This is a genomic window from Enterobacter cloacae complex sp. HYC080_NIDB, from assembly GCF_056673325.1.
The window spans coordinates 1,597,648-1,614,204 of the sequence record NZ_CP114212.1 but is presented as its reverse complement, the minus strand read 5'-3'; the positions used below and the strand labels follow the sequence as shown (position 1 = coordinate 1,614,204).

The following is a 16,557-nucleotide window of genomic DNA, read 5'->3' as shown; positions in this document are numbered from 1 at the left end:
CCAAAACTATCTATTTATCAGCCCTAATAGTTCTTCTCGCTTTGTTTCCATTAATCTCTGATCTCCATTCGATTCAACATTCAGACGAAGCAGAGGCTCGGTATTCGATGTACGGATATTAAATCGCCACTCAGGAAAAGACATACTCAAGCCATCCGTATAGTCAATATCGGTAGCTTGTGAGGCATAGCGCTCCTCGATATCAGCGATTAATCTCGAAGCATTTATAACTTTTCTGTTTATCTCACCCGAGACAGGGAAACGCTCAATTCGCGTCTCAACCAATGAGCCAAGAGAGTGGCCTGTTGTTAATACCAGTTCTGCCACAAGCAGCCAGGGGATCATGCCACTGTCGCAGTATGCAAATTCACGGAAATAATGATGGGCACTCATTTCTCCACCATAAACCGCGTTCTCAGCACGCATGCGTTCTTTAATGAAAGCGTGGCCTGTTTTAGACATTACAGGGATACCCCCAGCACTCTGGACGATATCAACCGTATTCCATGTGAGTCGTGGGTCGTGGATGATTTTTGACCCAGGCTCTTTGTTGAGAAACGCCTCAGCTAACAAGCCAACAATGTAATAACCTTCAATAAAATTGGCTTTTTCGTCAAAAAAGAAGCAGCGATCAAAATCACCGTCAAACGCAATCCCCATATCGGCCTGAGCAGCTAACACAGCATTAGCCGTATCCTGTCGTGCTTCTGGTAAAAGCGGATTGGGAATGCCATGTGGGAAGGTACCGTCCGGATCGTTATGAACTTTTATAAATTCTACCGGTACACCGGCCTGTTTGAAGCGTAGTTCGATTGCATCAATGACATGCCCTGCCGCACCGTTGCCGGAGTTAATGACTAATTTCATCGGTTTGATACGGAAATTATTGAGATTCACATAGCTTAATAAATGATCAACATACTCCCTGAGAATATTAATCTTCTTATAATTGCCTTTATGCTGTGTGGGCGCAAAATCATTCATTTCCGCTACGTGCTGAATCTCTTTTAAACCCGTATCACCACTGACAGGTCGCGCACCGCTACGAACAAGCTTCATCCCATTATAATCGATGGGATTGTGGCTCGCGGTGACTTCAATACCGCCGTCGACGTTCAAATGAAATGTGGCGAAATAGATCTCTTCTGTGCCCGACAGTCCAATATCAAGCACGTCGCATCCGCCAGCCATGAGCCCCTCAGCCAGAGCCAGCTTTAATGACTCACTGGTCAAACGAACATCCCCTCCAACGACAACCTGTTTCGGAGCAAGACATTGTGCGTAAGCACGGCCAATACGCCAGGCAATATCTTCATTAAGTTCTTCGCCCAATTTCCCACGAATATCATAGGCTTTAAAACAACTTAACTTATTATTATTTTTATTTACCATCATGAAATCCTTAGTACGTCATCTTCGCCTAAATAACTACCAAACTGAATTTCCAGAACCTCAAGATTTATTTTTCCTGGATTCGAGAGCTTGTGTTTTTTTCCAACTGGAATCGTCGTTGATTCATTCTCGGTAAGATAGATTTCGTTTTCTTCAACACCAATAAGCGCGGTTCCAGTGAGCACAACCCAGTGTTCAATGCGATGGTGATGCAACTGAAGGGAAAGCTCACCACCGGGTATAATAGTCACACGGTTAACTCTATATCGTGCGTCCCGAACCAGCGTTTCAACGTGGCCCCAGGGCATATAACGGGTAGTATGTTCACGGCATTCACTACGTGAATTGGCTTTTAGGTGTTCAACAACGACTTTCACATCCTGGACACTATCTTTATGGGATACCAGCAATGCATCTTTCGTATTGACAATAATAAGGTCTTCTAAGCCAAGTGCTGCCGTTAATTTATCCTCGCTACGGATATAACAATCCCGAGTTTGATGAGTAAAGATATCACCGATCAACGCATTACCTTCAGCATCGTGGGCAGACGTTTCCCATAGCGCTGACCATGACCCTACGTCATTCCAACCTGCATCCATTGCGGTCACAATCCCCAGTTCAGTATGTTCCATAACCGCATAGTCGATGGAGTCTGAAGGGCAACGGCTGAAAATCTCTTTGTCGAGCTTAATAAAGTCGAGATCGTTAACCGGCTGCTGCATAGCATTTTTACATGCTTCCAGAATCGACGGACAAAACTTAGCCACTTCGTTCAGATAGGACGAGGCCCGGAACATAAACATACCGCTGTTCCAAAGGTACTCTTTGCTTTCAAGGTAGGACATGGCGGTCGTCAGATCCGGCTTTTCCACGAATCGTTTGATTTTCCATGCTATAGACTGACCCGCATGCTGCACTTCACCGCGCTGAATGTATCCGTACCCCGTCTCTGGTTGCACAGGCACGATGCCAAAGGTAACCAGTTTACCCTCTTCAGCGAATGGAATAGCGTTGCTGATAACCGAATGGAAAGCCGCAGTATTCGCAATGAGATGATCGGCAGCAAGAATGAGCATGACAGGATCGTTGCCGGTTTCCAGCGCATGAAGAGAGGCAAGCGTGATTGCTGGCGCTGTATTTCGCCCAACGGGTTCGAGGATAATATTACCGGCCAGTTTATGCATTTGCCTTAACTGTTCGGCCACCAGAAAACGATGATCTTCATTACAGATGACAATGGGGTCGGCTACTTCCAGGCCATCAAGACGCGAGATCGTATTTTGAAGCATCGACCCTCCCTGATGGAATGAAAGAAATTGCTTGGGCTGCAATTCTCGAGACATCGGCCATAGTCGACTCCCTGTTCCTCCTGCGATCACCACTGGAAGTAACATCCTGCTTCTCCTGCTTTGCTCAATACGGTTTGTGTGTAAAAAAGCATGCTACCGCCCCTGGCCTACGCTACCAGAAGCAATACTCGCCATTAAAACTCTCGGACTGCATGTCGTTTCAGCAGTTGACGAGATGAATAATAAGTTTTTGGGCTGCTGTTTCGCCAGAAACTGAAATCAAATTTATTGGGTTTATATAAGACAAAAGACCACACTGATATTTCAGGGTAGTCTCCTGTTTTACTGGACTATCAAAGCTGACAATCAGTCATGCGTATCTAGCAGCTTTTTAATGGTCTCGCGGAACTTATGGCCCTCTTTGAGGTTACGCAGCCCATAGTTCACAAACGCCTGCATATACCCCATTTTCTTACCGCAGTCATAGCTGTCACCCGTCATCAGCATGGCATCCACAGACTGCTTCTTCGCCAGCTCAGCAATCGCGTCAGTCAGCTGAATACGGTCCCAGGCACCTGGCTCGGTTTTTTCCAGTTCCGCCCAGATATCGGCATTCAGAACATAACGACCCACCGCCATCAGGTCGGAGTCCAGCGTCTGCGGCTGATCCGGCTTTTCGATGAACTCAACGATGCGGCTCACCTGCCCTTCCGTCTCCAGCGCTTCTTTCGTCTGAATCACAGAGTACTCAGAAAGATCGCCCTTCATGCGTTTCGCCAGCACCTGGCTGCGACCGGTTTCGTTGAAACGCGCCACCATGGCCGCCAGGTTGTAGCGCAGCGGATCGGCAGACGCGGTATCAATGATGATGTCCGGAAGAACAACGATGAACGGGTTATCACCGACGACCGGACGGGCACACAGGATGGAGTGGCCCAGCCCCAGCGGCTGCGCCTGGCGCACGTTCATGATGGTCACGCCAGGTGGACAAATAGATTGCACTTCCGCCAGCAGCTGGCGTTTGACGCGCTGCTCAAGCAACGCTTCGAGTTCGTAAGAGGTGTCGAAGTGGTTTTCAACCGCATTCTTGGACGAGTGCGTAACCAGGACGATTTCTTTGATCCCTGCAGCAACAATCTCGTCGACGATGTATTGAATCATCGGTTTGTCGACGATCGGCAGCATTTCTTTAGGAATGGCTTTTGTGGCTGGCAACATATGCATGCCCAGGCCTGCTACCGGAATGACTGCTTTCAAATTAATCATTATTTCTTCCACCTTAAAATGGTTGACGAATTATAGCTCTTAAACCTGTTTTCGCCAGCATGATTTGCCGTAATCCTGAGGTAATGTTACGCCTCAGCATCACAAATTTCTGTAGTTGTAATCTGATTCGATCGCGCTTTTGTGCCAGGAATAGTCTCAAAACAGACGATCGTCGATTATTTGCGCGGAAGTGGAAAGTTCAGCCTTTCCACATTCACCACCTGCTGGTCCACCCGGTCAATATCCACCGAGCTCTGCCCCTTCTCATTCACCGCTTTTATGTTCGCCAGTGACAGCAGGGTCTCATCTTTGGCCATAAATTTGCCCCGCACATCCTTACGTAAGTCAAAGTTTATCTTCAGCGCAGGACCGATAGCAGCCTCCTGCATCACGTTGATATTACGTAAGAACAGATGCTGCGGCTTATTGTGCAGCTCAAGCGTAGCGCGCTTCATCTCGACGTTGGTGATCGCCACAAAGGAGGTGGCATTGCCGGATGATATTTGGATTCCGCGCAGCTTATACGCAAGCTGGCGATTATCCAGATGAATATTGTTTAGCTTGAAGTTCTGGGGAATGGACAAATAATCGCCTTTAATGACCCCATAGCCAATTAGCATTCCGGCACTATTGACCATATCGACATTATCAATAATGAAATTATCACAGCCATAAATAGCTACCGTGGCGTTATCTATTCCCGCCTTTTTACTGAAGTCGGGGGTAATATTTTCGGCCTTTATATTGCGGATAACAAAGTGTTTACCGTTTTCAACATGCACCAGCTGGCGACAGTTGCTGCCGGTGATGTTGGCCACCACGAAGTTCTTAACGGTCTGTTTTTCAGGATAGTCGTTGTCGTAGGTGCTCCCGGCGAGGCCAATACCGATACCCCAGTTGATCTTGCCGTTGGTGCAGTTGATGTTGTCGATGACGTGATCGGAGATCAGGATATTGCGGTCATTGATCGCCACATTCCACTCAATCGCATCGCCCTGCAGGTGGCTGAATTTGCTGTTGGTAATACGGGCCCCATCGATTTGGTTATGAAAACCCTGACGCAGGATAGCGTAGTTAGCCTGGCTCACGCTGATATTATCAATCAGCAAATTGCGCATCACTTTGGGTTTCTTACCGCCAATGTAGATCTGCGTTACCGGGCCAAATCCACTCATTGCCAGCCCTTTAATCACACAATCTGAGCCACGAACGTCGAGCGTAATGTTCTCCGTGCGCCCTGCCCCTTCGCCAATGACCTTGCAGCCTTCCTGCAGAACAAAGCGGCCGCGCCCGTTGCCGGTTAACGCCCCGCGGATCAGCAGCGTTTTACCGTCAGGAATGAAAATGCCCGTATTGATGTTCTCGCAGGTGAGTCCCGCCGGGACAACGACGATGTCACCTTCTTTAAACGCCTGCTTAAAGGCAGCGATCCAGTCGTTGTTATTGTACTGATTAACTGAGACCGTCTTTCCACCTGCCGCCCGCGCGAGGCGGGACGACAGCAGCGGCGTGGCCGCCAGAACGGACAGAGAAGAGACAAAAGTGCGTCGGGTAATCTTTTTCAGCATACAACCTCGGCGTTACAGCGTTTGCAGCAGGCTCGCTAACTGGCGATTAATCACCTGCTGGTTAAAATCGGTTTCTACTTTTTGTCTGGCATTGTGAAGCACGGGCTCCAGCGCCTGCTGGTCGATGTCGCTGAAGGCCGCTAACCGATCAGCAAGGGCCATCGCGTTATTCTCCGGCACCAGCCAGCCGGAATGGTCAGATTTAATCAGCTCCGGGATCCCGCTGTGCAGGGTCGATACTACCGGAATACCCACGGCCATCGCCTCCATCAGCGCCACCGGAATGCCTTCCATGTCACCATCGGCGCCCGTCACGGAGGGCAGCAGGAACACGTCCGCCTCATCGAGCATGGCCTTAACTTCATGGCTCGGCTTAAAGCCCGGCATCTCCACGACATCGTCCAGCTGATACTGTTCGATCAACGTGCGCAGACGACGTTCCCACGGCCCAATGCCGAGAATGCGATAGTGGAACGCCACCCCGCGCGCTTTTAGCTGACGGCAGGCCTCAATGGCCACATGCAGACCTTTCTTTTCGGTCAGACGTGCCACAGAGATGATCTGTAGCGGTTTTCCCGGCACCTTCACCGGACGACGCGTAAAGCGCGTTAAATCGACGCCCATGCGCGAAACGGCAATCTTCTCACCCGGGCAGCCCATACTTTTCAGGCGTCCGGCCCACAGGTCGCTGATGGGCAGCATCATGTCACCGCGGCGGAAAAGCTGCTGATACTCTGGCGTATAGTGGTTCAACACTTCACGGCTTGAGATGTCGATTCCGTGGAAAATAGTCGCAATCTTGCCGTCTATTACCCCCAGTTCGCGCAGCTTCGCGGCAGTGACACCCGCCGGGCCGAAGTGGGCGATAAACACATCGGCACGATACGGCTGCGCCGTTTGCCCGCAGATGGCCGACAGGATCAGATTGCGAGATTCGGACCCATAACGGGAAACATTCAGCGCCCGCCAGGTCGCCGGCCGATGGATCCCGCGTAAGGTCTGGCTGGCACGGTGGCGCAGCTTGCTCAACTTCCCGGAAGGCTCATCCTGCAGCCAGCGGGTTTTCGCCTCCAGCCCATACTGGGTATAGGCCGCATGGGTGTTTTGGGTATCGCCCTTTTGCAGGGCGATAATCTCCACGTCATATCCCATATCGATAAACGCGGTAATTTGGTTCAGCACAAAGGTCTCGGACGACAGCGGAAATTTCAGTAAGAAGAAACCAACCTTCATTTCCCCTCCCGTAAGCGGTCGAGTACCGATTTCACCATGCCAATGCCCTTCTCGCGCTCGGCTTTCACCGCCACGGCCAGCCGTTCGTTGATGGCGGGCAGTTGACCCAGCGTGTCCCCCACCATCGCACCAAGCGAACCATCCAGCAGATGACGAATATCCACGGCCATTTCCGGCATGCCAAGCTGCTGCATAATCCCGGCGGATTTGTGTTCGTAGTTAATGGCGATGGCCGGCGTACCGAAGTTCATGGAGATAATGGCCGAATGCAGGCGGGTGCCGACGGTCAGGTCACAGGCGCCGAGCAGCTTGCCCATTTCAAGGTCGTTCAGCTCATCCATCACAACGTGATAACGCGACGGATCGTTAACCAGGTTGCGCAGGTTCAGCGCCACCATGCGGTCATCTTTGTTGTAGCTGTCGATGCCGGTACAGGTGGAAAGCGCCAGTACCTGATAACCGCTGTCCAGCACGCGGTTCACCACGTCGGCAAAGGCTTTCTCATACGCCGCCTGGGTGGTGCCTAGCCGTTTATCAAAGGGAGCCAGTTCACGCAGCGTGATGGCGACCGTTTTTTGTTTTGCCGCCACGTCCAGCCAGTGCTGTACCGCGTAGCTTGCCTGGAAGCTGTCATCCTGATGATCCACCAGCCAGGCGGTGTCCACGCCGTGTTCTACTTTAGACGTGTCAATTTCGCTGCGCTTCATCATATCCAGACTCACCGACTCACGCAGGATCAGCGCGTCGCAGTGCCCAAAGACATAGTTCGCCAGCTGGTTAAACTGCGGATCCTGGAAAGGTCCGACGCTGTGGCCAATCATAAACAACGGCTTTTTGGCCATAAACGTGCAGAGCGCATGTTCAAACTGCGGTACGCCGTAGAGATCGACGAAGAACGAACCGCCAACCTGAATAATCGCGTCGTAGCCGGACAGCAGCCGCACGAAATCGGTAAAGCCCTGCGCAATCGCAATGTTGCGCAGCTTGCCGGTATCCGTCACGCGGGAAAGTAGCACCTGGTGCTGGTAACGACGACGCAGGACTTTCTTGACCCGCCCCATCACGCCTGCGGCGTTGTTATGCTGTTTCATCTGGCTGTAGAGCGGGTCGCCCATTACCGGGCGGTTCAGTAGCCAGGATGAGCTGACCGGATAACGGCTCATCACGTCCACTTCGGTCTCAGGCTTAAGGGTGTTAATTGCATCCAGTAAACCGCGCAGGATGGCGCTGTCGCCACGGTTGCCGCAGGTATGGTTGCCAAGAATTAATAATTTCATAATGGCCTCTTAAATAACTAGCCTGCGCGAAGCAGCGTTTTCATTTTTTCGTTACGGCAAAACTGGCGCTTCATTTCGACCACCAGCGCATTGCGTGACAGCACAATCATCACGCCAAATGCCAGCGCGCCGGCGGCCACCTGCACCGCCAGCAGTGCGGCCAGCGGCAGATGGCCGCGAAGGATAATGCCCAGACCGTAGCTCACAGCCAGGGTTGGCAGTGAGAGGTAAAACGGCAGCCACAGACTCAAAATGTACTGACGGTAGCTGGAGCCCAGCACCGGCTTAATCATGATGAAGTAGCTCAGAACGGTATTGACTACCTGCACCAGCAGGAAGCCCAGCGTGACGCCGATGGCGCCCGCCATATGGCCACCGACGATAATTGCCGGAATAAACAGGAAGGTTTTGAACACGTTGAACTTGAAGCTGATATCCACCCGTGCCTTCGCCATCAGCAGCGAACCAATCGGATTCCCCACGGAGCGCAGCAGCCCCACCACGCAGAGCAATTGCAGGATCGGGATAATGCCGTTCCACTTCTCGCCAAACACCAGCGGTACGAAGTTGCTCGAGACCACCATCAACCCCAGCAGCACCGGGAAGTTGATGATCCCTACCACGGACAGCAGCTTGTAAAAATTAACGCGGAGCTTTTCGGTATCGTCCTGAATCTTGGCAAACGCCGGGAACAGGACGCGGGTGATAATCGGGTTCAGCTTCATCGGCGGTACAACCGCAACGTTATAGGCCAGGTTGTAGCCCCCCGCGACGCTCGCCCCAAGAATACGTGCCAGCACCAGTGTTGAGAGGTTGGTATTCACGTAGTTAATGATGCTGTCCGCCGTCAGCCACGCGCCAAAGCGCAGGTTAGACGAGACGGACGCGAGAGAGAAATGCAGCCCCGGGCGATAAATTTTGCGGCCAAAATAGCCAAACAGCAGCGTACGCACGGCGGAGTTGACCAGGTAACCGAGGATGGCCGTCATCGCCAGCGGCCAGAAATGGGCGCTGACCACGGTGAAGGTAAAGCCCGCCAGCACGGCGCTGGTTTCGATCATGCCGATTTTGTTGAACTCCAGCTCTTTCTGCATCAGCGCGCGGAACTGCTGCCCGTGTGGGATCACCACGAAGGCAAAGGACAATGTGCGCATCAGCGGGGCGAGATCCGGGTTGTGCAGCACGCTGGCGATAGTACCGCTCAGCAGAAAGACCAGCACAAACACGAAAATTCCCAGCCCCACATTCAGCCAGTAGAGCGTGGTCAGCTCCAGATGGCTGATCTCTTTACGCTGGATAATCGAGTTGGCGATACCAAAGTCCGACAGCGTGTCGGCCAGCGCAATAATCACCAGCGAGACGGTCAGCAGGCCGAACTGGTGATTATCAATAATGCGCGCCAGCACCGTCATCTGCACCAGGCCGAGGCCAATGATGACGATGGTCGCCATCGCTGACCACTTGGCGCCGCTGATGGTTTTTTCACGTAAGCTCATCTTAGTACGCCGCTTTGTTCACGAAGCCTTTGAAAATGGTCAGAAAAACAATCTTGATATCGAACCAGAGGCTCCACTCGCGGATGTACTCCAGATCGAACTCGATGCGTTTTTCCATTTTTTCCAGCGTGTCGGTTTCACCGCGCCAGCCGTTGATCTGTGCCCAGCCGGTGATGCCCGGCTTCACCTTATGGCGCAGCATGTAGCCTTCAATCAGCGAGCGGTACTGCTCGTTGTGCGCCACGGCGTGCGGACGGGGGCCAACAATCGACATGCCGCCGGTAAAGACATTGATAAACTGCGGCAGCTCGTCCAGCGAGGTGCGACGCAGGAAGTTACCTACGCGGGTGACGCGCGGATCGTTCTGCGTCGCCTGGGTGACCACCTTGTCGTTCTCCATCACCTTCATAGAGCGGAATTTCCAGACCATGATCGGCTTACCGTCCATGCCGTAGCGGGTCTGACGGAAAATGACCGGGCCGGGGGAGCTCAGCTTCACCGCCAGAGCGATGCAGCACAGTACCGGGGAGATGAGGAGTAAAATCAGCGAAGAGAGCACGATATCTTCCACGCGCTTGAGCACGCGGTTAATGCCCGACAACGGCGTATCGTACAGCGGTACCACCGGCACGCCGTTCACCTCTTCAATACGGGAATGCAGAATGTTGAAGGTAAACACATCCGGGATGAGGATCACCGAGCAGGTGGTATCCGCCAGCTCGCGCATCAGCTGCTTAATGCGGGATTCGTCTTTCATCTGCATGGCGATATAAACGTTGTGAATTTTTCCGGCTTTCGCGTCTTCAATCAGCTGGACGTAATTCCCCGCCCAGTCCGACGGCACGCCGCCCGGTTTCGCGTCGTGATAAATGCCCACCACTTCAAACCCTAACCACGGCTCTTTGCGGAAGCTCTCGAGCAGAACCCTTCCAACCGGCAAATCCCCTGCCACCGCCACAAAGCGACGGTTATAACCGCGGTTACGCAGCCAGCCCGCGCCAAAGCGGATCAGGGAGCGGCACACCACCATGCCGACGCTGGTCAGCAGATACCAGCTGAGATAGGTCACGAGGCGATTATCGAAATCATGGCTGAACGCTACCAGGCCCGCGCTGAAGATCAGACTCAGGGTCCAGTTCTGCAGCAACAGCATCAGTTCGGTAGTCATTTTCACACCGCGCCACGAGCGGTAGAAATCGGTCATTCCGCCGATCATCTGAAACACGACCAACGCAATCAGCGCCATCAGCAGATGCATATATAAAAACGGCAGCCCGCCGATCCGACACACCGCCCACAGTCCGCCGACCATGATGGTGATATCAGAAAAACGCTGCACCATAGAGATTAACGATGCATTCGTTCTCGCTCGTTCGCGTTTTTTTAGATTCGTCATCGTTGTTCCTGTATTCGGTTTCCCCTCCTCCCGGAGGGGCAATTGTTACTGATTCAACAGCGCCAGAATGTCCTTCGTTCGGGCTTCCATCAGCGCCGTATCCGCGCGGGATTCCACGTTCAGGCGCACCACCGGCTCGGTATTAGAAGAGCGCAGGTTAAAGCGCCACTGTGGAAACGCCATGCTGATGCCGTCGGTGCGGTCAACTTCCAGCGCGTGAATGGCAAAGTGTTGCTCCACGCGGGCAATCGCCTCGGCGGGATGCGCCAGCTTGCTGTTGATCTCCCCGCTCGCCGGGAACGCCGCCATGCGGTCGCGCACCAGCTCACCCAGCGTTTTCCCTTTCAGACACAGGAGTTCAGTCACCAGCAGCCACGGGATCATCCCGCTGTCGCAGTAGGCAAAATCACGGAAGTAGTGGTGGGCGCTCATCTCGCCGCCGTAGATAGCGTCTTCTTCACGCATGCGCTCTTTGATAAAGGCGTGACCGGTTTTGGACATCACCGGCGTGCCGCCTGCCGCTGACACCACATCGACGGTGTTCCAGGAAAGACGCGGGTCATGAATGATTTTCGCACCCGGTTTTTTCTCAAGGAACGCTTCCGCCAGCAGGCCGACAATGTAGTAGCCCTCGATGAACTGCCCTTTCTCGTCGAACAGGAAGCAGCGGTCGAAATCGCCGTCAAAGGCAATGCCCATATCCGCGCCGTGCTCAATCACCGCGTTACGGGTGTCGTCGCGGCACTCCGGCAGCAGCGGGTTAGGAATACCGTTCGGGAAGTTGCCGTCCGGGGTGTTGTGCACTTTGACGAAGGTCACCGGCACGTTCAGCGCTTTAAAGCGGGCTTCCAGGGCATCCACCACCGGGCCGGCCGCGCCGTTACCGGAGTTGATGACCAGCTTCAGCGGCTTGAGGTTCGCCAAGTTGATGTAGCCCAGCAGGTGATCGATATACTCTTTTTGCAGGTTGATTTGCTTATAGCTGCCGCGTTTCGCGTCGTTCACCGGCGGGAAATCGTTGGCTTCCGCCAGACGCTGCACGTCGCGCAGGCCGGTGTCGCCGCTGATAGGACGCGCACCTTTGCGCACCAGCTTCATGCCGTTGTAGTCCATCGGGTTGTGGCTGGCGGTCACTTCAATACCGCCGTCCACGCCCAGGTGGAAGGTGGCAAAGTAAATCTCTTCGGTCCCGGAAAGTCCGATATCCAGCACGTCCACGCCCGCGTCCTGCAACCCTTTCGCCAGCGCCAGCTTCAGGGATTCACTGGTCAGACGCACGTCGCCGCCCAGCACGATGGTCTGCGGCTTCAGGTATTCGCCATAGGCGCGGCCAATGCGCCACGCGATATCTTCATTCAGCTCTTCGCCCAGCTTGCCGCGAATATCGTAGGCTTTAAAACAGGTTAATTTTTCCATGATGACCCCTTTTTCAGGCAACAGTCGGCCCTGACCACTAAATGGCCAAATTGATTTTTTTGTCATTCGTAGGCCCGGTAAGCTCAGCGCCACCGGGCATATTGCAGAGTGCTACACCCGGCCGTAGCGATCCTGGAAGCGCACGATATCGTCCTCTTCCAGATACGAGCCGGAACGCACCTCAATTAAATCGAGAGGAATTTTCCCCGGGTTCTCCAGACAGTGCGTGGCCCCCAGCGGAATATAGATGGACTCGTTTTCACCCAGCAGTTTGACTTCACCGTCGATGGTAACTTTAGCCGTGCCTGCCACCACGACCCAGTGCTCGGCGCGGTGATGGTGCATCTGCACAGACAGCCCTTCGCCCGGCTTCACGGTAATGCGTTTCACCTGATAACGCTCACCTGCATCGATGGAGTCATATTTGCCCCACGGACGGTACACTTCGCGGTGAATGTGGTGTTCGTGTCGGCCATCGGCCTTGATTTGCTCGACCACTTTTTTAACGTCCTGCACGGCGTTACGGTCGGCAATCAGCACGGCGTCTTTGGTCTGAACAACCACCAGATCTTTCACCCCAACCGTGGTCACCAGGCCGGACTCGGCGTAGACGTAGCTGTTTTCCGTTTTGTGGCTAATGACATCGCCGTGATGGACGTTACCCTCCGGGGTATGGGCGCTGATCTCCCACAGTGAGGACCAGGAGCCCACATCACTCCAGCCCGCATCCATCGGAACCACAACGGCGTCGGCCGTGCGTTCCATCACCGCATAGTCAATGGACTCTTCCGGGCAGGCGAGGAACGCCTCCTCATCCACGCGGATGAAGTCGAGATCCGGGTCCACCACTGCCATCGCCTTCTCACAGGCATTCAGAATATCCGGACGGTATTTGCGCAGCTCTTCCAGATAGCGCCCGGCACGGAACAGGAACATCCCACTGTTCCAGTAGTACTCACCGCTGGCGACGTAGGCCTGAGCGGTTTCCAGATTCGGTTTTTCGACAAACTGCGCCACATCAAACGCCACGCTGTCGCCTTCGCCAGGCGTCACATTACCGCGGCGAATATAGCCATAGCCGGTTTCTGGCAGATCCGGCACGATGCCGAAGGTCACCAGTTTGCCGCTTTCGGCGTAAGGGATCGCTGCACGCACCGCCTCGCGGAACGCCTCTTCCTGCTGGATAACGTGGTCTGCCGCCAGCACCAGCATCAGCGGGTCACAGTCAGGACTGCTGCGTTTTGCCGCCAGCGCCGCGAGGGCGATAGCAGGCGCGGTATTACGTCCGGCAGGCTCCAGAATGATGTTTTCTGTGAGTTTATTCAGCTGGCGCAGCTGCTCGGCAACAATAAAGCGGTGCTGTTCGTTACAAATCACCACCGGGCTTTCACACTCCACACCGTGCAGACGGTTTACCGTCGTCTGCAGCATGGTGAGGTCACCCTTCAGGCACAGAAATTGTTTTGGATAAAGCACGCGGGACAGTGGCCACAACCGGCTCCCGGATCCACCCGCCATTACGACCGGATACAAAGTGGTTTGACTCATGATTTATCCCCGTATATCTGCAATAAATTGACTCAGCACGTTCTCTTTCTCGAGCGTGCGTTCGGCATATTCACGTGCCACCGTGTTCACTTTTGGCATGGCAAGTGCCTGTTCAATGCCGGTGACCAGTGCCGGGACCGATTCCGGTTCGACGCACACGGCAATCCCCGGATAGCTGTCACACAGCTGGCCTAATTCAGTTTCGGCTTCTGCCGTGATCACCGCGTTGCCGCCCACCGCCAGAATGTTTGTCAGCTTGGAAGGCAACACCGCATCCGCCGCGCCACGTTTTTGTACCACCAGATGGCAGTCGCCCATCTTCAGCAGCGCAGGTAACGCCTCGTAAGACTGAAGCGGGAAGAATTTCACGTTGCTCAGGCCGCGTTCGCTGACCATCTTTTCCAGCCGCGCTTTCCCGCCGCCCTGCCCGACAATCACAAACATCCACGGATGCTCGTTAAGCTGCTGAGCCGCTTCAATCACGCTTTCCAGCCCTTGCTTTTCGCCGATGTTGCCTGAGTAAAGAATGATTTTTTGGTCTTCAGGCAAACCGAGTTGGGCGCGTAGCGTCTGAGCGTCCTGCTCCGTCACGTCGCGAAAACGCGCCACTTCGGACCAGTTCGGGAAGAAGATCACCTTCCGGGCAGGTACGCCCTTCTCCTGCGCCTTGTTCATCATCGAGCGTGAGATGGTCGAAACGTAATCCACGTTATGCAGACCGCTACGCTCAAAGGCGCTGGCGAGCTTCGCCACTTTTCCACCCTTGCCTTTGCCTGCCATCCCCAGGCCCAGCATGGCGTCCACTTCATAATCCTGTATGTGCAGCAGGGTGCGTGCGCCGGAGAGTTTGCCCAGCAGGCGCATGCCCGGCGTGCAAAACAGCGTCGGCACCACACCAATGATGCGATCCGGCTTCCAGCGACGCTGCGCCATCAGCGGGAAAAAACTGCTCAGGGCAAAGCTGCCGAGATGCAGTAGCCGTTTCAGCGTCGAGGGCTGCTTAGGTACATAAAGCGGGCAGCGCCAGACGGTTGCCGCCCCCTCTTCACGACGGTAGCGCCAGCTTGAGTAGCGCTCACCGACTTTCCATTCCGGGTAGTACGGCGGCGCGGTAATGACCCGCACGTCATGTCCCTGGCTCGCCATCCACTCGACCATCTCGCCGGTATATTTTCCGATACCGGTTAATTCCGGCGAGTAGTTAATTCCGTATACGAGGATTTTCATATGCCTGGCACCTCGGCCTGACGATCCGCCAGGAAATACGCCCGACTGTTGTCATGGACGTTCTCGCTTGCCAGAAGCGGCTCCGGTGCCAGCCAGCGGTAGTCGTCATGCTGAGCATCAGGCAGACGCAGGTCTGCCTGAGTCACCTTCAGGCGGAACCCCAGCACGATGTAGTGCGTGGTGAACCCGGTGCCTGAAAAGTTATCGTCATAGAAGTGCTGCCAGACCCCGTAAAACTGGCCCGCCGCCATCGGCAGCTGGAGGCCCAGTTCCGCCAGAGTGAGACGCTCAAACGCATCATGAAGCGTCTCATCCTTCTGCACGCGCCCGCCGGGCACGAACCAGAAGCCCTGTGCAGGACGGTTGGTTCGTTTCCCCAGCAAGAACTCGCCGCGTTCGTTCTCCACGATCAAATCAATCGAGATGAGCGGAGTGGAACGCACCACCGTGGCAAAATCTTCCTGACTTAAAAACATCGTTACCCCCGGAAGCGGTGCTGGTTTTCGAGGAACCACTGGTAGGTGCTGGCCAGCCCCTGCTCCAGTGATACCTCGTGATACCAGCCCAGCTGATGCAGACGGGTCACGTCCAGCAGTTTGCGCGGCGTGCCGTCCGGTTTCGTCGCGTCAAACACCACGCGGCCTTTGTAGCCCACCACCTGCGCGATGGTTTGCGCCAGCTCGCGAATGGTGCAGTCCACGCCGGTTCCCACGTTGATGTGCGACAGCATCGGCTCGGTGTTCTCCTGCCACACTTCGCGATCCAGCTCCATCACGTGAATGCTGGCGGCAGCCATGTCGTCCACGTGCAGGAATTCGCGCATCGGCGTGCCGCTGCCCCACACCACCACATCCGGTGCGTTCTCGGCGGTCGCCTCGTGGAAGCGACGCAGCAGCGCCGGGATCACGTGCGAGTTGCTCGGGTGGAAGTTGTCGTGCGGTCCGTACAGGTTGGTCGGCATCACCGAGCGATAGTCGCGGTTGTACTGACGGTTGTAAGATTCGCAGAGCTTAATCCCGGCAATCTTGGCAATCGCGTAAGGCTCGTTGGTTGCCTCCAGCGTGCCCTGCAGCAGTTCGCTTTCCGCGATCGGCTGTTTTGCCATTTTCGGGTAGATGCAGGATGAACCGAGGAACAGCAGCTTATTCACGTTGTGCAGGTGCGCCGCGTGAATGATGTTGCTCTCAATCATCATGTTCTCGTAGATGAAATCCGCCGGGTAAGTGTTGTTGGCGACAATGCCGCCCACTTTCGCCGCCGCCAGATACACCTGGTCAATGTGTTCGTTAGCAAAGAAGTCCTGCACCGCACGGCTATCGAGCAGGTTCAGCTCGTCGCGCGTGCGGACAACCACTTCTACGTCACCGCGCTGTTCCAGCTGTCGAACAATCGCGGAACCCACCATTCCGCGATGACCAGCGACAAAAATACGTTGTTTTGTCATTC

At 54.5% G+C, this 16,557-nt stretch carries 13 protein-coding genes; all 13 read right to left on the bottom strand.

What is annotated here, in order from left to right; genetic code table 11:
- Window positions 1–6 precede the first annotated feature (6 nt).
- Window positions 7–1,392 carry a phosphohexomutase domain-containing protein gene (locus O1723_RS07570; protein ID WP_248190850.1) on the bottom strand — a complete coding sequence of 462 codons (1,386 nt, stop codon included), beginning with the start codon at window positions 1,390–1,392 and terminating at the stop codon, window positions 7–9.
- The gene (locus O1723_RS07565; RefSeq protein WP_014884490.1) at window positions 1,392–2,789 is read right to left on the bottom strand and encodes a mannose-1-phosphate guanylyltransferase/mannose-6-phosphate isomerase; all 1,398 of its coding nucleotides are present in this window, start codon (window positions 2,787–2,789) and stop codon (window positions 1,392–1,394) included. The genes O1723_RS07570 and O1723_RS07565 overlap by 1 nt, the downstream gene beginning before the upstream one ends.
- 261 nt (window positions 2,790–3,050) lie before the next feature.
- Window positions 3,051–3,950 carry a GalU regulator GalF gene (galF, locus tag O1723_RS07560; protein WP_014884491.1) on the bottom strand — a complete coding sequence of 300 codons (900 nt, stop codon included), beginning with the start codon at window positions 3,948–3,950 and terminating at the stop codon, window positions 3,051–3,053.
- A gap of 176 nt (window positions 3,951–4,126) precedes the next feature.
- Window positions 4,127–5,518 carry a colanic acid biosynthesis protein WcaM gene (gene wcaM, locus O1723_RS07555; protein WP_014884492.1) on the bottom strand — a complete coding sequence of 464 codons (1,392 nt, stop codon included), beginning with the start codon at window positions 5,516–5,518 and terminating at the stop codon, window positions 4,127–4,129.
- Between the two features lie 12 nt (window positions 5,519–5,530).
- A complete protein-coding gene (gene wcaL / locus O1723_RS07550) occupies window positions 5,531–6,751 on the bottom strand; it encodes a colanic acid biosynthesis glycosyltransferase WcaL (protein WP_014884493.1) in 1,221 nt (406 codons plus the stop codon).
- Window positions 6,748–8,028: a colanic acid biosynthesis pyruvyl transferase WcaK gene (gene wcaK / locus O1723_RS07545; RefSeq protein ID WP_014884494.1), complete on the bottom strand. Its 1,281-nt coding sequence runs from the start codon at window positions 8,026–8,028 to the stop codon at window positions 6,748–6,750. Before wcaK ends, wcaL begins: the two co-directional genes overlap by 4 nt.
- Before the next feature lie 17 nt (window positions 8,029–8,045).
- Window positions 8,046–9,524 (bottom strand): colanic acid undecaprenyl disphosphate flippase WzxC, encoded by a 1,479-nt coding sequence (gene wzxC / locus O1723_RS07540; protein WP_014884495.1) that lies wholly within the window; start codon window positions 9,522–9,524, stop codon window positions 8,046–8,048.
- Window position 9,525: 1 nt separating this feature from the next.
- Window positions 9,526–10,920, bottom strand: a complete 1,395-nt coding sequence (gene wcaJ, locus O1723_RS07535; RefSeq protein ID WP_014884496.1) for an undecaprenyl-phosphate glucose phosphotransferase — start codon at window positions 10,918–10,920, stop codon at window positions 9,526–9,528.
- Window positions 10,921–10,965: 45 nt separating this feature from the next.
- Window positions 10,966–12,336 (bottom strand): colanic acid biosynthesis phosphomannomutase CpsG, encoded by a 1,371-nt coding sequence (gene cpsG / locus O1723_RS07530; protein ID WP_014884497.1) that lies wholly within the window; start codon window positions 12,334–12,336, stop codon window positions 10,966–10,968.
- 111 nt (window positions 12,337–12,447) lie between these two features.
- On the bottom strand, window positions 12,448–13,884 hold the full coding sequence (gene cpsB, locus O1723_RS07525) for a mannose-1-phosphate guanyltransferase (RefSeq protein WP_014884498.1): 1,437 nt from the start codon (window positions 13,882–13,884) through the stop codon (window positions 12,448–12,450).
- A 3-nt stretch (window positions 13,885–13,887) separates the two neighbouring features.
- Window positions 13,888–15,111, bottom strand: coding sequence for a colanic acid biosynthesis fucosyltransferase WcaI (gene wcaI, locus O1723_RS07520; RefSeq protein ID WP_014884499.1), 1,224 nt, complete (start codon window positions 15,109–15,111; stop codon window positions 13,888–13,890).
- A complete protein-coding gene (locus tag O1723_RS07515; protein ID WP_014884500.1) occupies window positions 15,108–15,587 on the bottom strand; it encodes a GDP-mannose mannosyl hydrolase in 480 nt (159 codons plus the stop codon). Before O1723_RS07515 ends, wcaI begins: the two co-directional genes overlap by 4 nt.
- A 2-nt stretch (window positions 15,588–15,589) precedes the next feature.
- Complete coding sequence (fcl, locus tag O1723_RS07510; RefSeq protein ID WP_014884501.1) at window positions 15,590–16,555, bottom strand: GDP-L-fucose synthase; 966 nt, start codon at window positions 16,553–16,555, stop codon at window positions 15,590–15,592.
- Window positions 16,556–16,557: the final 2 nt, after the last annotated feature.